General features: G+C 45.9%; 14 protein-coding genes and 1 other RNA gene. 9 read left to right on the forward strand and 6 right to left on the reverse strand.

All coding sequences use genetic code 11. From position 1 onward, the window contains the following. The first annotated feature begins 10 nt into the window (after positions 1 to 10). From DYD21_RS18480 to ffs, 6 genes are all read left to right on the forward strand, one after another. The gene (locus tag DYD21_RS18480; RefSeq protein ID WP_116038489.1) at positions 11 to 595 is read left to right on the forward strand and encodes a DUF4199 domain-containing protein; all 585 of its coding nucleotides are present in this window, start codon (positions 11 to 13) and stop codon (positions 593 to 595) included. Positions 596 to 598: 3 nt separating this feature from the next. Next, on the forward strand, positions 599 to 1,531 hold the full coding sequence (locus DYD21_RS18485) for a CPBP family intramembrane glutamic endopeptidase (protein WP_116038490.1): 933 nt from the start codon (positions 599 to 601) through the stop codon (positions 1,529 to 1,531). Continuing rightward, positions 1,528 to 1,803 (forward strand): putative signal transducing protein, encoded by a 276-nt coding sequence (locus DYD21_RS18490; RefSeq protein WP_116038491.1) that lies wholly within the window; start codon positions 1,528 to 1,530, stop codon positions 1,801 to 1,803. Before DYD21_RS18485 ends, DYD21_RS18490 begins: the two co-directional genes overlap by 4 nt. Next, on the forward strand, positions 1,796 to 2,596 hold the full coding sequence (locus DYD21_RS18495) for a phosphatidate cytidylyltransferase (protein WP_158607369.1): 801 nt from the start codon (positions 1,796 to 1,798) through the stop codon (positions 2,594 to 2,596). Before DYD21_RS18490 ends, DYD21_RS18495 begins: the two co-directional genes overlap by 8 nt. A 138-nt stretch (positions 2,597 to 2,734) precedes the next feature. Beyond that, positions 2,735 to 3,643 (forward strand): TIGR01777 family oxidoreductase, encoded by a 909-nt coding sequence (locus tag DYD21_RS18500; protein WP_116038493.1) that lies wholly within the window; start codon positions 2,735 to 2,737, stop codon positions 3,641 to 3,643. A 48-nt stretch (positions 3,644 to 3,691) separates the two neighbouring features. After that, positions 3,692 to 3,791: signal recognition particle sRNA small type (gene ffs, locus DYD21_RS18505), an RNA gene on the forward strand. Positions 3,792 to 4,339: 548 nt separating this feature from the next. Here ffs and DYD21_RS18510 read toward each other — a convergent pair. Both DYD21_RS18510 and DYD21_RS18515 read right to left on the reverse strand, forming a co-directional pair. Beyond that, positions 4,340 to 5,296: a YpdA family putative bacillithiol disulfide reductase gene (locus tag DYD21_RS18510; RefSeq protein ID WP_116038494.1), complete on the reverse strand. Its 957-nt coding sequence runs from the start codon at positions 5,294 to 5,296 to the stop codon at positions 4,340 to 4,342. 125 nt (positions 5,297 to 5,421) lie between these two features. Next, positions 5,422 to 6,378, reverse strand: coding sequence for a YheT family hydrolase (locus DYD21_RS18515; protein ID WP_147303645.1), 957 nt, complete (start codon positions 6,376 to 6,378; stop codon positions 5,422 to 5,424). Positions 6,379 to 6,529: 151 nt separating this feature from the next. Between DYD21_RS18515 and DYD21_RS18520 the strand changes: the two genes are divergently transcribed. After that, positions 6,530 to 8,137, forward strand: a complete 1,608-nt coding sequence (locus DYD21_RS18520; RefSeq protein WP_116038496.1) for a Ppx/GppA phosphatase family protein — start codon at positions 6,530 to 6,532, stop codon at positions 8,135 to 8,137. Here the strand turns inward: DYD21_RS18520 and DYD21_RS18525 are convergent. The 4 genes from DYD21_RS18525 to DYD21_RS18540 form a co-directional block, all read right to left on the reverse strand. Further along, entirely contained in the window at positions 8,106 to 8,528 is a 423-nt protein-coding gene (locus DYD21_RS18525) for a hypothetical protein (RefSeq protein WP_116038497.1), read from the reverse strand. The two genes, DYD21_RS18520 and DYD21_RS18525, sit on opposite strands and share 32 nt — an antisense overlap. 60 nt (positions 8,529 to 8,588) lie before the next feature. Next, entirely contained in the window at positions 8,589 to 8,999 is a 411-nt protein-coding gene (gene mce / locus DYD21_RS18530; RefSeq protein ID WP_116038498.1) for a methylmalonyl-CoA epimerase, read from the reverse strand. Positions 9,000 to 9,144: 145 nt separating this feature from the next. Then, a complete protein-coding gene (locus DYD21_RS18535; RefSeq protein WP_116038499.1) occupies positions 9,145 to 10,491 on the reverse strand; it encodes a RagB/SusD family nutrient uptake outer membrane protein in 1,347 nt (448 codons plus the stop codon). 46 nt (positions 10,492 to 10,537) lie between these two features. Then, positions 10,538 to 13,378 (reverse strand): TonB-dependent receptor domain-containing protein, encoded by a 2,841-nt coding sequence (locus DYD21_RS18540; RefSeq protein ID WP_158607370.1) that lies wholly within the window; start codon positions 13,376 to 13,378, stop codon positions 10,538 to 10,540. 508 nt (positions 13,379 to 13,886) lie between these two features. Here DYD21_RS18540 and DYD21_RS18550 point away from each other — a divergent pair. Then, a complete protein-coding gene (locus tag DYD21_RS18550) occupies positions 13,887 to 15,275 on the forward strand; it encodes a D-alanyl-D-alanine carboxypeptidase/D-alanyl-D-alanine-endopeptidase (protein WP_116038502.1) in 1,389 nt (462 codons plus the stop codon). Between the two features lie 61 nt (positions 15,276 to 15,336). After that, positions 15,337 to 17,655 carry a DPP IV N-terminal domain-containing protein gene (locus DYD21_RS18555; RefSeq protein WP_116038503.1) on the forward strand — a complete coding sequence of 773 codons (2,319 nt, stop codon included), beginning with the start codon at positions 15,337 to 15,339 and terminating at the stop codon, positions 17,653 to 17,655. Positions 17,656 to 17,794 lie beyond the last annotated feature (139 nt).

A 17,794-nucleotide genomic window follows, 5' to 3' on the forward strand; every position in this document is an offset into this window, starting at 1 on the left:
AGGAAAATTCATGGATGAAGTAGAACAAAGAGCACCCCAAAATCCTACATTAGCAGACTACATGCCGTCTGCAGGTATCGTAGGCGCAATTTTTAGTGTGATTACATTCGCAATCGGGCTGGCGATCGGCTATCAGCAAATTGGTTCAGAACCAAGCGGCTCTTTTCTGTCGCCAACCATGCTTGGCGGAGTGGTCATCTGCCTGGTTTCCTGCCTTGCCGGTGCTCTTGCCGTATGGCATTTTACCAAAGAGGTAACCCCTTTCATAAAACTTGGGCAGGGTGCGGCACTTGGGTTTATCACAGGTGCTGTGATGGTTATTCTTACAGCCATACTTGGTGAAATCTGGAATTTTATTGATCCAAGTTATACCGAAAACCTGGTGGAAGCTACCATTGCCAATGTTGAAGCAATGGATCTGCCTGATTCACAAAAAGATCAAATGATTGACGGAATGGCGGAATCGGTAAGATCACAACAGTCATTTGGTTCACAGATAATCTGGGGAATCCCAATGAATGGATTACTGAACCTGGTTACCGCAATGATTGGCGTTAAAATATTTGCTAAAAAGGAGAATCAGGAGTCGTTTTAGAATTTGAATAATATTCAACCAGATTCATCACTTATTGATCAGCTGAACAGACCCTGGGTAGAAAGAAAAGGATTTTCTCACTGGGGGATGGCCCTGCTGTGGCTTGTGCTGATGTTCCTGACATCACAAGTTGTAGTTGCCATTGTGGCTGTCGCCGTACTTTTTATTACGGGAGAAGTATCCACCGCGGAAGAGCTGTTGGCGGCGATGGAAACCCGCCTCGATGTTCTGTTTATCGGAAACTCTGCGGGTCAGATTCTCTGTTTCGGTCTGGCAACGTTTCTTGTTGTAGGCCTGCATTCGGGAGCTGAGTCAAAACTTCGCTTTCTGCGAATGGGGTGGAATGATAAAGTGCCGGGTTTTATGTTTTACGCGGTACTTCTGACTCTCTTTATTCAGCCAAGCGTAATGTTTCTGGGTTACTTCAATTCGCTGCTTCCGGTCCCTGATTTTATTGCCGAAATGCAGCAGAACCAGTACCGGATGTTCGAAGAATTTCTGCGAACGGATGGTGTGTTGCTTTTCGGGCTTCTTCATATCGCGCTGGTGCCCGCCTTTGCTGAAGAGATCCTGTTTCGGGGATATATTTTACGGGCTTTCGAAAAGAGCGGCGGAATTATTATGGCAATCATCTTTTCAAGCCTGGTTTTTGCACTTTTTCATTTGCAGCTCACGAATCTTCTCCCTCTTGCTACGCTGGGTGCGATGATGGCAGTACTAACCTGGCTGAGCGGTTCTATATGGCCTGCTGTTGTCGCACACTTTGTGAACAATGGGGCAGCGGTGGTCATGGGAACCTATATGCCCGACACAGCGTTTGCTGATATGACTCCGGATGCACTCCCACCCATCTGGATGCTTGCTTTAAGTATCGTTTTAACCGTTATTATGATTAAGGTGATCTATCATAATTCCAATTATCAGCTGAAGTCATGAGTTTATTTAAAGGTCCCGAACCAAACAAGATCGATAACTGGGTTTGTGTCATGGAGCGGAATCTGGAGTTCGAAGTAGAGATGGCAAAGAATTACCTCGCTAACCAAAGAATCCCATCAAATATTTTGAACAAAAGAGATTCTGCACACAGTATAAACGTAGGAGAGATGTCTCTGATCTATTTATATGTGCCAAAAGAGTTCGAGAAAAGGGCACGAAAGGCACTCGCCGAATTTCAGAACGAAATCGACGAAGATCAGAATCTTGAGTGAACTAACCAAGCGTATTTTATTTGCTGTTCCTGCCGCCACTCTTTTTATATGGCTGGCCTGGATGGGCGGTATCTATTTTAATACGATTATGGCGCTTCTTGCACTGGGTACAGTATGGGAAGTGGATCGCCTCATGAAAAATGCCGGGTTCGGCGGTTTTTTTGGAGTGAGTGTAGCCATTGCCGCACTTCTCTGGTTCTCATCTTCATTGCCCTCGCTTGTGGTTTTAGCCGGATTTTTAGCCGCAATCATTCCACTTATAGCCTTTCTTTTTAAAAAATATCATGGATTTGGGTATCAGTGGATCAGTATGCTTTTTTGTGGGTTATATGCGCCAATAGGCTATCTCATGGTCGTTCATGTGCGGGAGCTGGGAGTGGATACCCAGGGATTCTGGCTGATCCTGTCGCTATTCTTTATGATTTGGGGCAATGATATCTTTGCCTACTTTATCGGCAGATCATTTGGTAAAAACAAACTGGCGCCGAATGTAAGCCCAAACAAATCCTGGGAAGGTTTTTGGGGCGGATTTTTAGGTGCAGCAACCGGTGCACTGATTGCCTGGGGTATCGCCGCCGATTTTCCTCTCACGCTGGTCGAATTACTGCCGGCTGCGGTAGTTGTAAGCATAACCGGCCCATTGGGTGATCTCACCGAGAGCCGGTTGAAACGACTTGCCGGAATGAAAGATTCATCCTCACTGTTACCGGGGCACGGAGGATTGTTTGACAGGTTCGACGCCATGATTTTAACAGCACCTTTTCTCTTTTTTTATTTCACGTTTTTTCTTTGAAAACAGAGCATAGAAAGACAGTAATTTAGCTTTTTCCTCAGTATTGAATCCAGACTAAGTGAAATGCTGATTTGAACCGGACATATAGATTCTTTTGTCCGGAAGCTCCACTAAATAATAATGTAACCGGTAAAAACCATGAATAATGAAAAGCAGATTTTAATAACGGGAGGGACCGGATTTATCGGTTCTTATCTGGGTGAAGATTTGATGAGAGACGGACACTACCTCACACTGATCACCCGCTCCCCGGAAAAATATGCAGAACAGAGTGCTCAAAACCACCGGTACATCGGCTGGGATGATAACCTGGCAGCAGAAATGGAGAAGGCTGATGTTGTGATTAATCTTGCCGGAGAAAACCTGTTCGGCAAACGATGGACAGATGAGGTGAAAAAGCGGCTGTACAACAGCCGGATTGATCTCACGAAAAAACTTGTAGATGCGATGGGCAAGGCATCCAATCCACCGTCGCTTTTCATTTCAGCTTCCGGTATTAATTATTATGGAGACTCAGGTGATAAGGTACTCACCGAAGAATCGCCAGCCGGGAATGATTTTTTGGCAAAACTATGTGTGGATTGGGAAGCTGAAGCACTTAAAGCGGAACAGCACAACGTAAGAGTTGCAATACCAAGAATTTCTCCCGCCCTTGAAGATGATGGCGGTATGATTGAACAGATGAAGCTGCCTTTTAAAATGTTTGTCGGCGGACCGCTCGGCAGAGGAACGCAATATTTGTCATGGATTCATATGAATGATCTTTGCAGTTCCATTCTTTTTCCGATGAAGAAACCTGAATTCTCAGGACCTTACAATGCTTGTTCACCTAACCCGGTTACCATGCGTGAACTTGCAACTGCGATGGGAAATGTGCTCAAACGCCCATCACTCTTCAAAGTGCCGGAATTCGCTCTCAATACAGTTTTGGGTGAAGCGGCAACACCGGTGTTATCAAGTGTAAGAGCTCAGCCGAAGCGTCTGCAACAAGCAGGATTTGAATTTGAGTACGAAGATCTCGATTATGCTTTGGCAGATATTTTATAGGGATTTTCGTTTACATTAAGTTCTGAAAATGGTTATCTTAAAAATCTGGGGCAAGTTCCATACAGTCAGCTCCCTGTGAACTCCGTCAGGGTCGGAAGGCAGCAGCGGTAGCAGGTCGTAGCGGCGTGATATGGGTAGCTTGCCCCTCTTTTTTATCTCATCTTTTTTTGATCTGCTACTTTCCCTATGTCCCTTTTCAATTTTATGGGTTACGCTGAACTCGGTAACCTAATAGAAATCATTTCCTGATACTTTTTGGTGTCAAAAAGTATCCAAAAACCACCGGGCTGTGCCATTGTTCGATCGGAGGTTTCCCTCCGCTATGAGATGTATTAAGCAATGGTCCGCGACTCTCAGATAAAGTTTGAAAGATCCGGCCGGAGTGCTTTATACAAGCAATCTCATACGCTCCGTTCAACCTAATCACCTCACTCACACTGGCAAGGCCGGTTTATTTCAGCTCTTTTTTATTAGAATTTGTCTAAAAAGTAAATCTTAAAATAGGACAGAGAAAAGATATTCGATCTTGATTTTTAGAACATCTAATCACATTCGATAGCAAGTTGAATACTGTCGCCTGCCCCGATTTTTTCGGGGACAGCAAAAAAGTAACAGGCTATTGTAATTGTTGCGATTGCGACCACATGATTTCGCCCTACCCATACAAAATAGAATAGAGCCCTCCTTTTTCACTGATCAGCCAAGTTTTTGTTCGATATCTTTTGCAATCTGATCTGCATGAACCCGGGTATTTTCGATAAACAAACGGCTGGTGTCCATCCCGCCGCAGACAACTCCGGCCACGTACATTCCGGGCCGATTGGTTTCCAGGCTCTCTTCTCTGTAGACCGGCATTTTCACATCATCATCGGTCAACTCAATCTCAAGAGATTCCATCAATCCGTAATGCGGCCGGTAACCGGTCATCGCCAGCACAAAATCATTCTTTAGCGTTTTTTTACCGTCTGGTGTTTTGATATCCACCTCTTTTTCCCGGATTTCCAGCACTTCGGAATTAAAATATCCAATGATGGATTCTTCCTTAATCCGGTTTTCGATATCCGGTTTTACCCAGTATTTGATGGAATCTTTCAGAGAATCATTCCGAACCAGAATTGAAACATCTGCTCCCGAGCGGTAGGTTTCAAGAGCGGCATCCACGGCTGAGTTTCCCCCGCCGACAACCAATACATTTTGCCACGCATAGCGGTGCGGTTCATCATAATAGTGAAGGACTTTCTCCAGGTCTTCGCCAGGCACCCCCATTTTATTTTCCTGTCCGTAAAACCCGGTAGCCACAACCACTTTATCTGCTGAATAAGACCCTTTATCCGTTATGATAGTGAAGTCGCCATCTTCACCTTTTACAGTGTCGACCGACTCATAAAGCCTTACATCAAGATCATAGTGTTCGGCTGCGCGGCGGTAGTATTCAAGTGCCTCTTTCCGGGTTGGTTTTGGTCCGTGAGAAATAAAGGGAATATTTCCAATTTCAAGCCGGTCAGACGTGGAGAAAAAGGTCATATTTACGGGGTAATTGTAAATAGAATTCACCAGGCAGCCCCGGTCGATGAGGAAGGAGGGGATACCGCGATTTTTTAAAGCGATGGATGTTGCCAGACCGATGGGTCCGGCGCCGATAATTGCTACCATAAAATATGTTTTTTCTTGTGTTTTTGAATACCAACTGCTTGTTTCGTTGACTCAAATAAACAGAACATCTCCTCATTCAGTTCTGTAAAGATACGGAAGCATAGAGAGAATTTTTTAGTTGTTATTCAGCTCAGCAACTGCCGGAAGTAGGTTCCGATCGTCAGCTCAACCCAGCCGGGCGGAAGGCTCCAGAACCCCACATGGCCGCCCCGTTCCGGGAATGATGTTGTAAGCTTAGGATTTTGATTGATGACATCTTCCGGGGTGAAATCAAACGGACAGAGCGGATCTTCCCGGCTGTGAATGAGCAGGCCCCAGGTTTTAATCTCATCCATAAAATAGGCGCTGGAACACTGTTGGTAATAGTCACGTGCATCCTCAAATCCGTGGATTGGGGCTGTGACCTGGTCATCAAAATCAAAAACGGTTCTGCCGCTAAATGTTGGGAGATCAGAAAAGGATTCTCGTTTTTGATGAAGTTTCTGTTTAAGAGTTCTTAAAAATTGGTAATCATATAATCGGTTAAATCCTTTTTGCAGATTTAGTGAACCCCGGTACAGATCATACGGTACGGAAACTGCAGCAAAACCTGAAATCTGGTTGTTTGTTGCATGATGCCTGAGGTAGTTCAGAAGTACACTTCCGCCCAGTGAAAATCCTGCAGCAAGAATCGGCGATTCGGGATATTTTTCACGGAGCCAGTTCGTGACAGTGTTGAGATCCTCATATTCGCCGGAGTGATAAAATCTGCGTTTTTTATTCATTTTACCGCCACAACTCCTGAAATTAAGCGCTGCAACAGTATGTCCGTTCACATGAAGGTGATTCGCCAGGTTACGCACATAAAAGCGGTTTGATGATCCCTCCAGTCCGTGCAGTATAATCGTAACCGGTGAGCCGTTCTCATGTTCAACCAAGTCCAGGTTCAGATGATCACCATCGGGTGTTGGAACGAGGTGTCGCTTAAAATCAACAAAAGCGGGCTGAAACAGGAGGGATGCAAAAATGGTATGCATATGGCCGTTCATACACCACGGTGCGGAATCAAATTCGGGCAAATAGAACTCTTGGGAGTCAGACACAGATCGGATTTAATATTTCGGTTTAATAAAGGAATAAGATGAGGAAAATGTGAGAATCATTCATATTAAATTGGAAACCGGTTCTTCTATTAGTTTATTTATTATGAGCTTTGGATACATTTCAAAAATTTAAATTCAATCCGCATCTACAATGCCTGAAATAACATTTCGCCAGCCGGTTCGCCGAATTGCAGCAATCGACCTGGGAACCAACTCATTTCACGCAGTAATTGTAGATGTTTTTCCTGATGGAAGCTTTCAGACGGTAGATAAACTAAAAGAGATGGTTTTGCTGGCTGAAAAAGGCTTTGCAAACCGGCTGTCTGATGCGGCGATGGAGCGTGCGATGAGCGCTCTGCGAAAAATTAAAACGTTGAGTGACCATCAAAATGCTGAACACGTTCTTGCATACGCAACCAGCGCTATTCGTGAAGCGGAAAATGGCGGTGAGCTGATCCAGCGGGCGATTGATGAACTCGGCATTAAAATCAATGCCATTCCGGGAAGAGTGGAAGCGGAACTGATCGGGCTGGCTGTTCAGCATGGAATCAAACTGCCCATCAAGCCGGTTTTGATGGTGGATATCGGCGGCGGGAGTGTTGAGTTTATCATTGGGGATAAGCTGAAGTTTTATCATCTCGCCAGCAAAAAGATTGGGATTGCCCGCATGACCGATAAGTTTGTAGACAGCGATCCGATCAGCCAAAAGGAAATTTCGAGTCTCGAATCATACTACGAGGAACAGCTTCGGGATGTGGCACAGGCGTTTGCCACGCATCGCGCGGAAATGATGGTAGGCTCATCCGGAACGCTTGAAAATATCGGTTTGATGATCGCCCGAAGAGAAAAGATGTCGTCAAGCCTGTCGGTGAATGAACTCGAATTCAGCCGTGAACAGTTTTTATCACTTTATGATGAGTTAATCGGCATGGACAGAAAACAGCGCTCTGAATTGTCTGAACTGGATGACAAACGGATCGACCTTATCGCCCCGGGACTCATCCTGGTTCGTTATATCCTGACTTCTTTCGGGATTAAACGAGTGAAGATCTCGTCTCAGGCATTGAGGGAAGGAATTATACTGCGCTATATCAGGCGGGAGATGGATGATCTGAAAGATCTGGCACTATTCAGCGATCCGCGTCTCAGAAGTGTAATGGAACTCGTAAACCGCTACGACTGGCACGAGGAACACTCCAGGCATGTTGCAAAAATTGCGGTAAAACTGTTTGATGAAATCCGGGACGAACTTGAACTGACGGATACCGACAGGGAGTTGCTTCGGTATGCCGCTTTTATGCATGATATCGGTTATTATATCTCCCATAGAAAGCATCATAAACATGCGCTGTACATCATCCGCCATTCTGAATTGCTTGGGTTTAAGGAGATGGAAGTCGAGGTCATGGCAAATGTGGCCCGGTATCACCGGCGATCTACACCAAAGATGAGGCACCTGTTTTACAAACAGCTACCGGAAGATGAACGAAAAAGAGTGAAAAAACTATCAGCTCTTTTACGTGTAGCAGATGGGCTTGATCGCAGCCATTTTCAAAATGTGCGTGATCTGAAAATCGAGAGAAAAAAGAAGAGAGTGTTGATAGAACTTCACACCGAAACCGATCCGCAGCTCGAAATTTGGGGAGCGATGAGAAAGCGAACGCTCCTTGAAAAAGTTCTCTCTTCCAAAATTGAAATAAAAGAGGCTAAAACGGCATGGCTGGGCTCTACTGATTCTGTTCAGCCTGACGTGCTTTAAGTTTCTGTATATATTCATAACGGGCTTTAATGCCTGCACGGTTGCCGTAAAATGCGCCAAGACCACAGGAAAACGCCAGTATAACGATTAGAATTAGTTCCGATCCTCCTGCAGATTCACTGATGGCATAGATCCAGATTGCAGCGGGCAGGAAGATGAACAGCGCGAGGAGATAATGTTTGTTGGTAGGTTCGGGTACTTTACGGATGTACCGTTTTATCGCTGCGTAAGCCAGATTCAGGTAGACGAACCCAAATGCAAGCAGCGCAACCAAACCTATCCACCCCGGATCGGCAACGTATGATAAAAATGGATTTCCTGCGAGAATAATGGCCAGGGAGACCATCACCACCCAGGTAACATAAGCGAAAAATCGGGCACCGTCCTGCATTGTTTCAAGAGTAAATTAAAGAATCTGTTGGCCGGAAGATAAGGGGAACTACAAGGACTTTCATCCCTCGTTTGCAGAGCGGGTCTGGCAAAGTTCAACCAATACGCCGTGGTTATCTTTTGGATGAAGAAATGCCACAAGTTTATTGTCTGCTCCCGGTTTCGGCTGCTCATTTAAGATCGTAAATCCTTCACCTGCGAGACGCTTTATCTCCTGCTTGATATCCTCAACTTCAAACGCAACGTGATGAATTCCTTCCCCTTTTTTATCGATGAACTTCTGGATCACAGAGGATGAATCTGTAGGGCCGAGAAGTTCTACTTTCGATTCACCGGTTTGAAAAAAAGCGGTCTCCACTTTTTCACTTTCTACAGTTTCAGTTTTTAAACACGGGCGGTTCAGAATTTTTTTGTAGGTGTCAATCGCCTGTTGAAGATCTTTAACAGCAATACCGATGTGATCAATGTGCATAACACGTATTTATTTAAGGAGCATTGGGAGTGAAATTTACTGAGTAAATGTAGGCTTCGCCGGGTACTTTCAAAAAATATAATCCAAAAAAAAAGCCACGCCGTTTCGGCGTGGCTTGATATCAGTTGAAACCTGAACAGTAGTTTTAGTTAATGTTCGGGTTTGAGTTGATTTCGTTTGAACTAACTTCGAGACACATTCGCTCGACATTCAAAACGTTAACCGGGTTATCGTCATCACCGCGGATCACTTCAAAGGGTACGGAACCGGGAGTATTTGTCCATCTGCGAAGGTCGGCAATTCGGCGTCCTTCCAGCCAGAGTTCAATCCCCTTCTCTTTCATGAGAAGTTCCCAGGCTCCATCGAGGTTATAATCTGAAGCATCATGCGGATCGAGTCCATGAAGAGCTCTGACTTCATTGATTTTTGATACCGCTTCATCAACATCCTGGTTTTGAACAAGAGCAGCTTCCGCCTCGATGAGTCTCATCTCTGTTCCTTTCACGATAGGGATAGGTGAGTTCCGGGAATCGAATTTTCCGGAATACCAAAGCGGACGGACATTATCGCCGCCTGTAGCTACATCACCTTCAGATGTAAACTGAATCTCGAAAGTAACGCGTGGATCTTCTTCAGATGCATATTCACCATTTACCTCGGTTCCCCATTCAGCAAAAGGTGTACCCCAAACTGACATTTGCTGACCGTTATCTCCCCGGGTAGCCCAGTTGTGCACACCGTTATGTTCGCGTGATGCATTATCAGAGTGAACCTGGTCAAAACTGAAATCAGTGGGGACCATATCTGCATCATTCAGTGCTTCACCCCAGTTGCCCAGCATCACATGTGCCTGAGCCCGGCCTCCATACGCAGCTGTAAGCATTTCACCGTCACCCACATTATTTGCAATTGCAATTGCATCCGTAAAGAAATCAACGGCTCGTTGCGAAAACGCGGTGTGTTCTTGCATCGGGCCTCCGTCAACAACTGCATCGCAGAAAGTATCTCCTTTCAGACGATTTGAGAAGCCTGCATAGAGCGTAACCATTCCAACATCAGCGTTGTTTTGCGGATCATCCACAATATTGCCAATTCTCCGGATAGCATCTTCGGCAACCCAACGGGCTCTTGCTGCATATCCCCAGCGGCTCTGGTTTTCCGGTTCTGAGTTTATTGTTATACCGTCACTGGCAAGCCTGATCGGCTGCCATGTTCCCACATGAACGAGTTCATCTGTAAGAACGGCAGTAGAAGTGTATAAACCACCTCCGCCCGGGATTGTGGCTGCATACCCAAAATCGCCTTTTACACCGTTAACCAGTGGAGTAACAGCTCCGGGGGTATCGAGATCGGTATCATCAATTTGGCCGGGATTTTCAACTCCCAGATCGCATCCAGTAAAAATTATTGCAGATAGCAATAGTGTTGCTGCTCCCGTCATCCAATTGCGAAGAGGGGACTGGAAATCTTCTTTACATTTTTTGGAAATCATAGTAATCAATTTTTTAAGATTTGAAGTTCTTTCAGAGAATCTTGGTTTAGAAGCCAATGTTTATGCCAACAATAAATTGACGCGGTATCGGCGTATCAAAAAAGATCTGCTTTCGGATTGCTGAATCTGAAAGATCTCCACGATAGTTTGCTTCGGCTTCGAGCCCTTCATACTCCTGTGATCTCCAGAGATTTCGACCTGAAAATGTTAAAGCGGCATTCCTGAGTCCGGCACGGCTAACAAGGTCTGACGGAACTCTGTAGGTAACGGATAGCTCTCTGAGTTTCCAGAAATCTGATGGAAACACAAAATCACCCTGAGTAAGGTCGGAATTTCTCTGGCAGTTCATATTTATAACTTCATTTGCAGGCTCCCGGCAGGCGATTGCAACAGGGCCTGGAGTTGCCACGCCTTGTCCATCAGAAATATCTCGCCGTGGGTCCCATAACCATCGAAGGGTACTGCTCTGCAGGTAACCGCCACTTTGGTGATCGAAAAGAACTTTTACGTTGAAATTCCGGATATCAAACGTACTTCCAATTTGTGCTGTTCGGGTAGGTAAAGCCGGGCCGATGTAGTCCCATCCTTCCTCTGAAGTATCGAGAAGGTTGCTTGCGAGATCCGTCTGCCCATCAACCGTGATATAACGGTCGCCAAAGAAGCTTCCCACGGAGTACCCTTCCTGGATAAATTGACGCCATTGAACCTGTACAGGGGCACCATCACCAAGAGAAATCACTTCATTCTCATTTGTGCTGTAATTTACCAGTCCGTTCCAGCGGAAATCGCCGCGATCGATAATTACCCCGTTTAGAGAAAGTTCAATTCCCTGATTCTTAATCTCACCAACATTTTCAAGCTGCGTGGAGATGAATCCCTGTGATGGAGGATATCTGAACTGGTACAGTGCATCTTCGGTGCGTTGATAAAAATAGTTGAAATCAATATTGAGCCTGTCATTCAAAACACTTGCATCGAACCCGATTTCGTATTCGTGAGACACTTCAGCTTTCAGATCGGGGTTTCCAAGGTTATCAGGTGTTACAGCAGGTTGGGCTCCTACAGCGGATACCGGAGACCACGTTCGGACAGCTGAAAAAGCACCAGGTTGCTGACCGGCAGTTCCATACGCACCGCGCAATCGAAGTGTTCCCCAATTCTCATTCCAGAAAGAGCTTTCTGAAATGATGTAGGATGCATCAATTTTTGGATATAAAACATAATCAACATCATCACCGAAAGCGCTGTGACCATCAGCCCGTGCCCCGAGAGTTACATACAGGCGCTCATTGAATCCAAACTGCTGCTCTACAAAAAAGCCAGCTGAACGCTCTTTAAATCTCGACTCTGCCGCACTTTGATCAACAGTGGCACTAACAGTTGACAATCCAACCATTGGGAAATCATTACCGATAGCAGAATTGGATCCAACGTCTCTGTCGAAATACTGGAATCCGCCGGATGTAGTGGTTCTCAGCCATTCTGTTGGTTGAAACCGTAGAGTTGCAACATAATCAACATTGAAGTTGGTAACATTTCTTCGATAGTTGCTTTTAAAGCCGTTGATGAGATTATTGATGGCTCCAAAAGGAAAGAACTGTGTCTGATCTTCATTTCGGCTTTCGTACCCCAGGGTTACTCTGTGGCTGAAATTTCCTGCCGGGTTGTGGTTCATTTGGAGGGAAGTGTTAAACCGGTTTCCATCCTGGAACGTTTGGATAGCTGTGTGGTCGCGAGTTGGAGTTCCAAACTGACCTTGTGGCCCGCCCACGAGTCCGTTAATCGTGTATCCACGGGTGTTATTGGCATCTGGTACGTGTTGAACCGAACGATCTGAAAAGGATGTATTCAAACTGATATCGAGATCATCACGAGGGTCAAAATCCAGATTCAACCTGAAACCAAGATAATCTTCACCACTTTCAGGCAGAATACCAGTTTCATTTCTGAAACTACCGGAAGCATAATATCGCACATTATTCACTCCGCCTCTGACAGATAGGTTGTGTGTGGTCATCGTTCCGGTTTGAACCATCTCATCATAAAACCAGTCGCTGTATTCAGATACCTGCCACCAGCTGGGTGGTGTGTTTAACATGCCAACCTGATTGCGGTAGGTGAATTGTGGTGTTCCGTCGATCCCCCTTTTTGTAAAAATCTGGATTACACCAGCTGATGCTTCTGAACCATATAACGTTGCTGCTGAAGCTCCCCGGATCACTTCCATTCGCTCAATATCTTCCGGGTTGATATCATCGAGACCTGACCAGCTTACACCTGCTGTAGTAGTGCCGATTCCACTTGATCGTTCGTTATCAATCCGAACACCGTCTACATAAATGATCGGTTCGTTACTTTGTGAAATACTGGCGGCTCCTCTAAGTACTATTGTGCTTCCCTGGCCTGACTTACCACCGCCAAGCTGAACTCTCGCACCGGCAACTCGCCCCTGGAGCATTTGAGACATATTTTGGATGGGGGCTTCAGCCAATTCTTCGGTAGAAATACTGGAAATGGATGATCCGATTTCGCGACGGGCTGAACTGGCGCCTCTGGCTGTTACAACAACCTGATCAAGTCCGAGTACATCTGCCCGGAGATTAAAATCCATTTCGGTGTCCACACCAGACTGAATTTCTATGGTTCGCTCCAAAGCAGTGTAACCAATAAAGTTTGCACTGATTTGGTACGTTCCAACAGGGATATCAGATATAGAATATTGCCCGTCCACATCTGCGGATGCACCCAGTCCGAGTTCTTCAATAAAAACATTTGATCCGGGCAGGGGATCTCCTGAACTACGATCTGTAACAATACCTGATACAGATCCGGTTTGAGCAATTGCACTACCTGTTACAATCAATGTAAACAGGAGTAGCATACTCATGCAGCTAACTAAAGTTCGATTAATTTTTTTGCAAACCACGCCATTCCTCGTAAATCGGGAGGAATCACCAGGATTGAGCAAAAACGTTTTCTGGAGCGTTCGTATCATAATAATACTTTTGATTAGGTTACGATGGTAAATTAAACGGAACAGGTAAGAATTAATGAATGATTAGTGAAGCAGCTCAAACTGTTACAGTTTAATGATTACCATCTGTTGAATGTTATGCTAACATTATCAAATGTGCCCCAAAAAATCTATGGTCAATTGGAAAGATTTTTGGCACTGCATCAGTACCTTATTGGGTGCGTTAATGGCTTTAATGTTGAATGCAATCCCGATCCGGCAGATAAGGTTCTGGGGGGATTAAAAATATTTTCGGTATTCCCGTACCCAGTGAAGAATTGTTGAAAAAGAAATTATGATAAGAAATAATCAAATTTCAATATTTGCCGATAATATCACTTTAGGTATTAATTTCTAAGCTTTTTTACCAACAGGTGGAGTAATGATCAATATTAAAATGACTCAAAAAATTGCAGGTTCATTCATTCTTATTCTATTTTCAATTACGCTTTTATCGTGTAAAACTACCGAGCCTGCAATGGATCGCAGCCCCGGTTTGGATGAGGAAGAGCGTAACGGGCTTGAAAAAATATTTACAAAATCTGACGTCTTTTCTGAGAGTATAACCGGCTTTGTTCTGTATGATCCTGAATCAGAATCCATCCTCCACAACAGAGACGCAGAACGCTATTTCACGCCGGCATCAAACACAAAAATTCTTACGCTCTATGCCGCTCTTCAGGCGCTCCCTGATACCCTCGCTTCCCTCCGCTATACGGTTCGGAATGATACACTCTACTTTCGCGGCACCGGTGACCCCTCATTTTTAAGTCCTTATTTCGACTATTACAAAGTGTATGACTTTTTGAAAAACAGGGAAGAAGTTCTGGTATACGACGACAGCCATTTCAGAGATGAACATTTTGGCGAAGGGTGGCCGTGGGATTGGTACCCGCAGGCGTACGCTCCCGAGAAAAGTCCGTTCCCAATTTACGGAAACATGATGCGTCTGCATGCCCAGCAGGTCGCCCTGGTAATGCTGAACGAAGAACAGTCCATTGAACCGGCTTACTTTGAAAAATATATCGAAAACATGGGGTGGGACGGGGATCAGCTCGAACTTGTGAAGCGCGACAGAAACAGCAACACAATTTACTATGCACCGAAATCAGACACCGCACGTCAGGTCAGAAATATACCATTTATTTATGACCGCGAACTCATTGCCGGACTGCTTGCTGATACACTCGGGCGTGATGTGCTTCTGGCAGATAATATAGAGGCAGAGTATGATTCAACTCTTTACACGACCCCGGCAAAACCACTTTACGAACGCATGATGCTGATGAGTGATAACCTGATCGCAGAGCAGCTGATGCTGATGATTTCTGACAGGGAATTTGGCACAATGAATACGTCACGAGCCATACAATTTTCATTAAATTCATTCATGAACGACCTGCCGCAGCGGCCCCGGTGGTCTGATGGATCCGGGCTCACTCGATACAACCTGATCACTCCATACACCACTGCAATTTTGCTCGAAAACCTTTACCAGATGGTGGGGCATGATGATGCATTGTCTTATTTTCCGGCCGGCGGGGTCAGCGGAACACTCAGCGGATGGTACCGCGCACCGGAAGGCCGGCCGCCATTTGTCTACGCAAAAACGGGGACACTTCGAAACAGCACAAGCCTGAGCGGATATCTTTTTACAGACAGCGGTCGCCGGTTAATTTTCAGTTTTCACAACAATAACTATGTAGTGAGCAACAATGTTCTGCGCACAGAAATGAATACGGTTCTTCAGCATATTCGCGAAAACTATTGATTGTCAGATGATCTTAATTTTCAATACATTTTGCCTGATTCAATAACAAACTAAACACCGTATGACAGATCACCGACAACTCTTCCTTTTTATCGTTCTCATTCTATCACTCATGCTTCCGTTTGAAAAAGCTCATGCGCAGGATGCCCTGAGTGATGCAGATTATGAACGGGCAGAACAGATGCTCAGCTGGAACCTATCAGATAAAGTGTTCAACAGTTCTGTGTCACCAAACTGGGTTGACAATCACCATTTTTGGTACCGGACAAATACCCGCCGTGGTGTGGAATTTCGCTTAATCAACGCTTCCGGCCAAAGCAAAGAGCAGGCATTTGATCACGAACGGCTCGCTGCTTCAATGTCTGATATCACAGATCTATCGATCGATCCGTATGACCTGCGGATTACTGGTCTCGATTTCGAGGACGACTTCAGTGCACTGATTTTTCAATTCAGGGGAGATACCTGGAGCTGCTCCCTTCAGACGTATAACTGTGATGTAAGCAGTGAGGAACGATATTCTGCCCCGATGTCGGTTACATCACCCGACGGAAAATGGGCTGCCTATCAAAAAGAGTATAACTTGTGGGTGCGCAATCTGGAAACCGGCGATGACATACAGCTTACGACTGAGGGTGTGGAGCATCATAGTTTTGGTACAAATAATCACGGATGGTCCCGGTCTGATCGTCCGATACTCACCTGGTCACCCGACTCCAGAAAAATCGCCACGTTTCGTCTGGATGAGCGCGATGTGGGAATGATGACACTCTGGAAAACAATGGTTGGCCGCCCCGAAGCCGATATCTGGCCATACGCATTGCCGGGTGATACGGTGGTTCCCATGCTCGAGCGCGTAGTTTTGGATGTTGAATCACAGGAAAAAGTGTGGCTTAATGTGGAACCCGACCATCAGCGGGCCTCCAACTGCTGCGGACTGATACGCGGCGGGCAGTGGACCGATATCGAATGGAGTGCAGACGGCGAACATCTGGCCTTTGTTTCAACTTCGCGCGACTACAAAGATGTGAAACTGCGTGTTGCGGATCCGGAATCGGGTGAAGTGACCGAGATATTTGAAGACCGGGATGAGATCTTTTTTGAATCCAACCTGACCTCTCGCGGTTTTCCGAACTGGCGCGTTCTGCACGATAGCAGCGAATTTATCTGGTTCAACCGGAGTGATAACTGGGGGCATCTCTACCTGCACGATCTGCAATCCGGCGAGCTGAAAAACAGGATTACCGGCGGAGACTGGAATGTGGTGGATATACTGCATGTCGACGAAGAGAACCGGACGATTCATTTCACGGCTGTAGCGGTTGAAGAGGATCGCGATCCATATCACGAATATCTCTATAGAATTAATTTCGATGGGTCGGGAATGGAACTGCTAACTCCGGTTGAGGCGCATCACTCCGTTTCGCTGAGCCCCGATCACTCATACATTGTGAATACATTCAGTGATTTTGAAACGCCGCAAAAAACAGTGCTGCGTGATGCTGATGGCAACGAGCTGATGACCATCGAAGAAGCTGATATCGAAGATCTTCTCGCCACGGGGTGGAAGAAACCGGTTCCGATTCGTGCCAAAGCGAGGGATGGCGAGACCGATATCTACGGAATTATGATTCTGCCCACCGATTTTGATGAAAATAAATCGTACCCGATCATTAATGCGATCTACCCGGGACCGCAGGCGGGCAGTGTTGGCAGCCGGCATTTCTCTCCGACTCGAAGGGGACAGGCACAGGCTCTGGCCGAACTCGGATTTGTAGTGGTGGCGATTGATGCACTTGGCAGCAGCCCGATCCGCTCTCGTGAATTTCATACAGCCTACGCCGGTGATATGGTTGATAACGGACTACCTGACCAGATAGCCGCGATGCGTCAGCTCGCTGAAGAGTACAGCTTCATCGATATCGAAAGAGCAGGTATTTACGGCCATTCTGGCGGCGGATTTGCAACTGCCGCGGCGCTGACCATGCATCCGGAATTTTTTAAAGTTGGAGTATCCGGCGCTGGAAACCACGATAACCGGGGTTACACCTACTATTGGGGGGAAAAGTACCAGGGTCTTCTTGAAGAGGAAAACGGCGGCGATAATTACGAACAGTCGGCAATCCAGCTTCAGGCGGAGAACCTTGAAGGCAAGCTGTTAATCACCTACGGTTCGATGGATACGAACGTACATCCCGGCATGACGCTTTTGTTTGTTGATGAGCTGATTCGCCACAATAAAGATTTCGACCTGATTGTAATGCCGAACCGCGGACACGGTTACGCAAGCGAGCCGTATAACATCCGCAAGACGTGGGACTACTTTGTAGAACACCTGGCAGGAAAAACCCCGCCGAAGGAATACCTGATCAGGCGGTGATACCTTGATCGAAATTTTTTCAAAGAGTGTAATTAAGAAACCCTTTCAATATAATTTGCGGAAGGGTGACTGATTGCAGGATGTATACTACTTAAACATTTATTCTACACTACAAAGATCGCGGCATCCCCGCGATCTT

The organism is Rhodohalobacter sp. SW132 (assembly GCF_003390325.1).
GTDB lineage: Bacteria > Bacteroidota > Rhodothermia > Balneolales > Balneolaceae > SW132.

Coding starts and splice junctions, on each gene's coding strand:
- DYD21_RS18480 (WP_116038489.1), top strand. CDS start 11: ATGGATGAAGTAGAACAAAGAGCACCCCAAAATCCTACATTAGCAGAC.
- DYD21_RS18490 (WP_116038491.1), top strand. CDS start 1,528: ATGAGTTTATTTAAAGGTCCCGAACCAAACAAGATCGATAACTGGGTT.
- DYD21_RS18500 (WP_116038493.1), top strand. CDS start 2,735: ATGAATAATGAAAAGCAGATTTTAATAACGGGAGGGACCGGATTTATC.
- DYD21_RS18510 (WP_116038494.1), bottom strand. CDS start 5,296: ATGGTAGCAATTATCGGCGCCGGACCCATCGGTCTGGCAACATCCATC.
- DYD21_RS18520 (WP_116038496.1), top strand. CDS start 6,530: ATGCCTGAAATAACATTTCGCCAGCCGGTTCGCCGAATTGCAGCAATC.
- DYD21_RS18525 (WP_116038497.1), bottom strand. CDS start 8,528: ATGCAGGACGGTGCCCGATTTTTCGCTTATGTTACCTGGGTGGTGATG.
- mce (WP_116038498.1), bottom strand. CDS start 8,999: ATGCACATTGATCACATCGGTATTGCTGTTAAAGATCTTCAACAGGCG.
- DYD21_RS18535 (WP_116038499.1), bottom strand. CDS start 10,491: ATGATTTCCAAAAAATGTAAAGAAGATTTCCAGTCCCCTCTTCGCAAT.
- DYD21_RS18540 (WP_158607370.1), bottom strand. CDS start 13,378: ATGAGTATGCTACTCCTGTTTACATTGATTGTAACAGGTAGTGCAATT.
- DYD21_RS18550 (WP_116038502.1), top strand. CDS start 13,887: ATGATCAATATTAAAATGACTCAAAAAATTGCAGGTTCATTCATTCTT.
- DYD21_RS18555 (WP_116038503.1), top strand. CDS start 15,337: ATGACAGATCACCGACAACTCTTCCTTTTTATCGTTCTCATTCTATCA.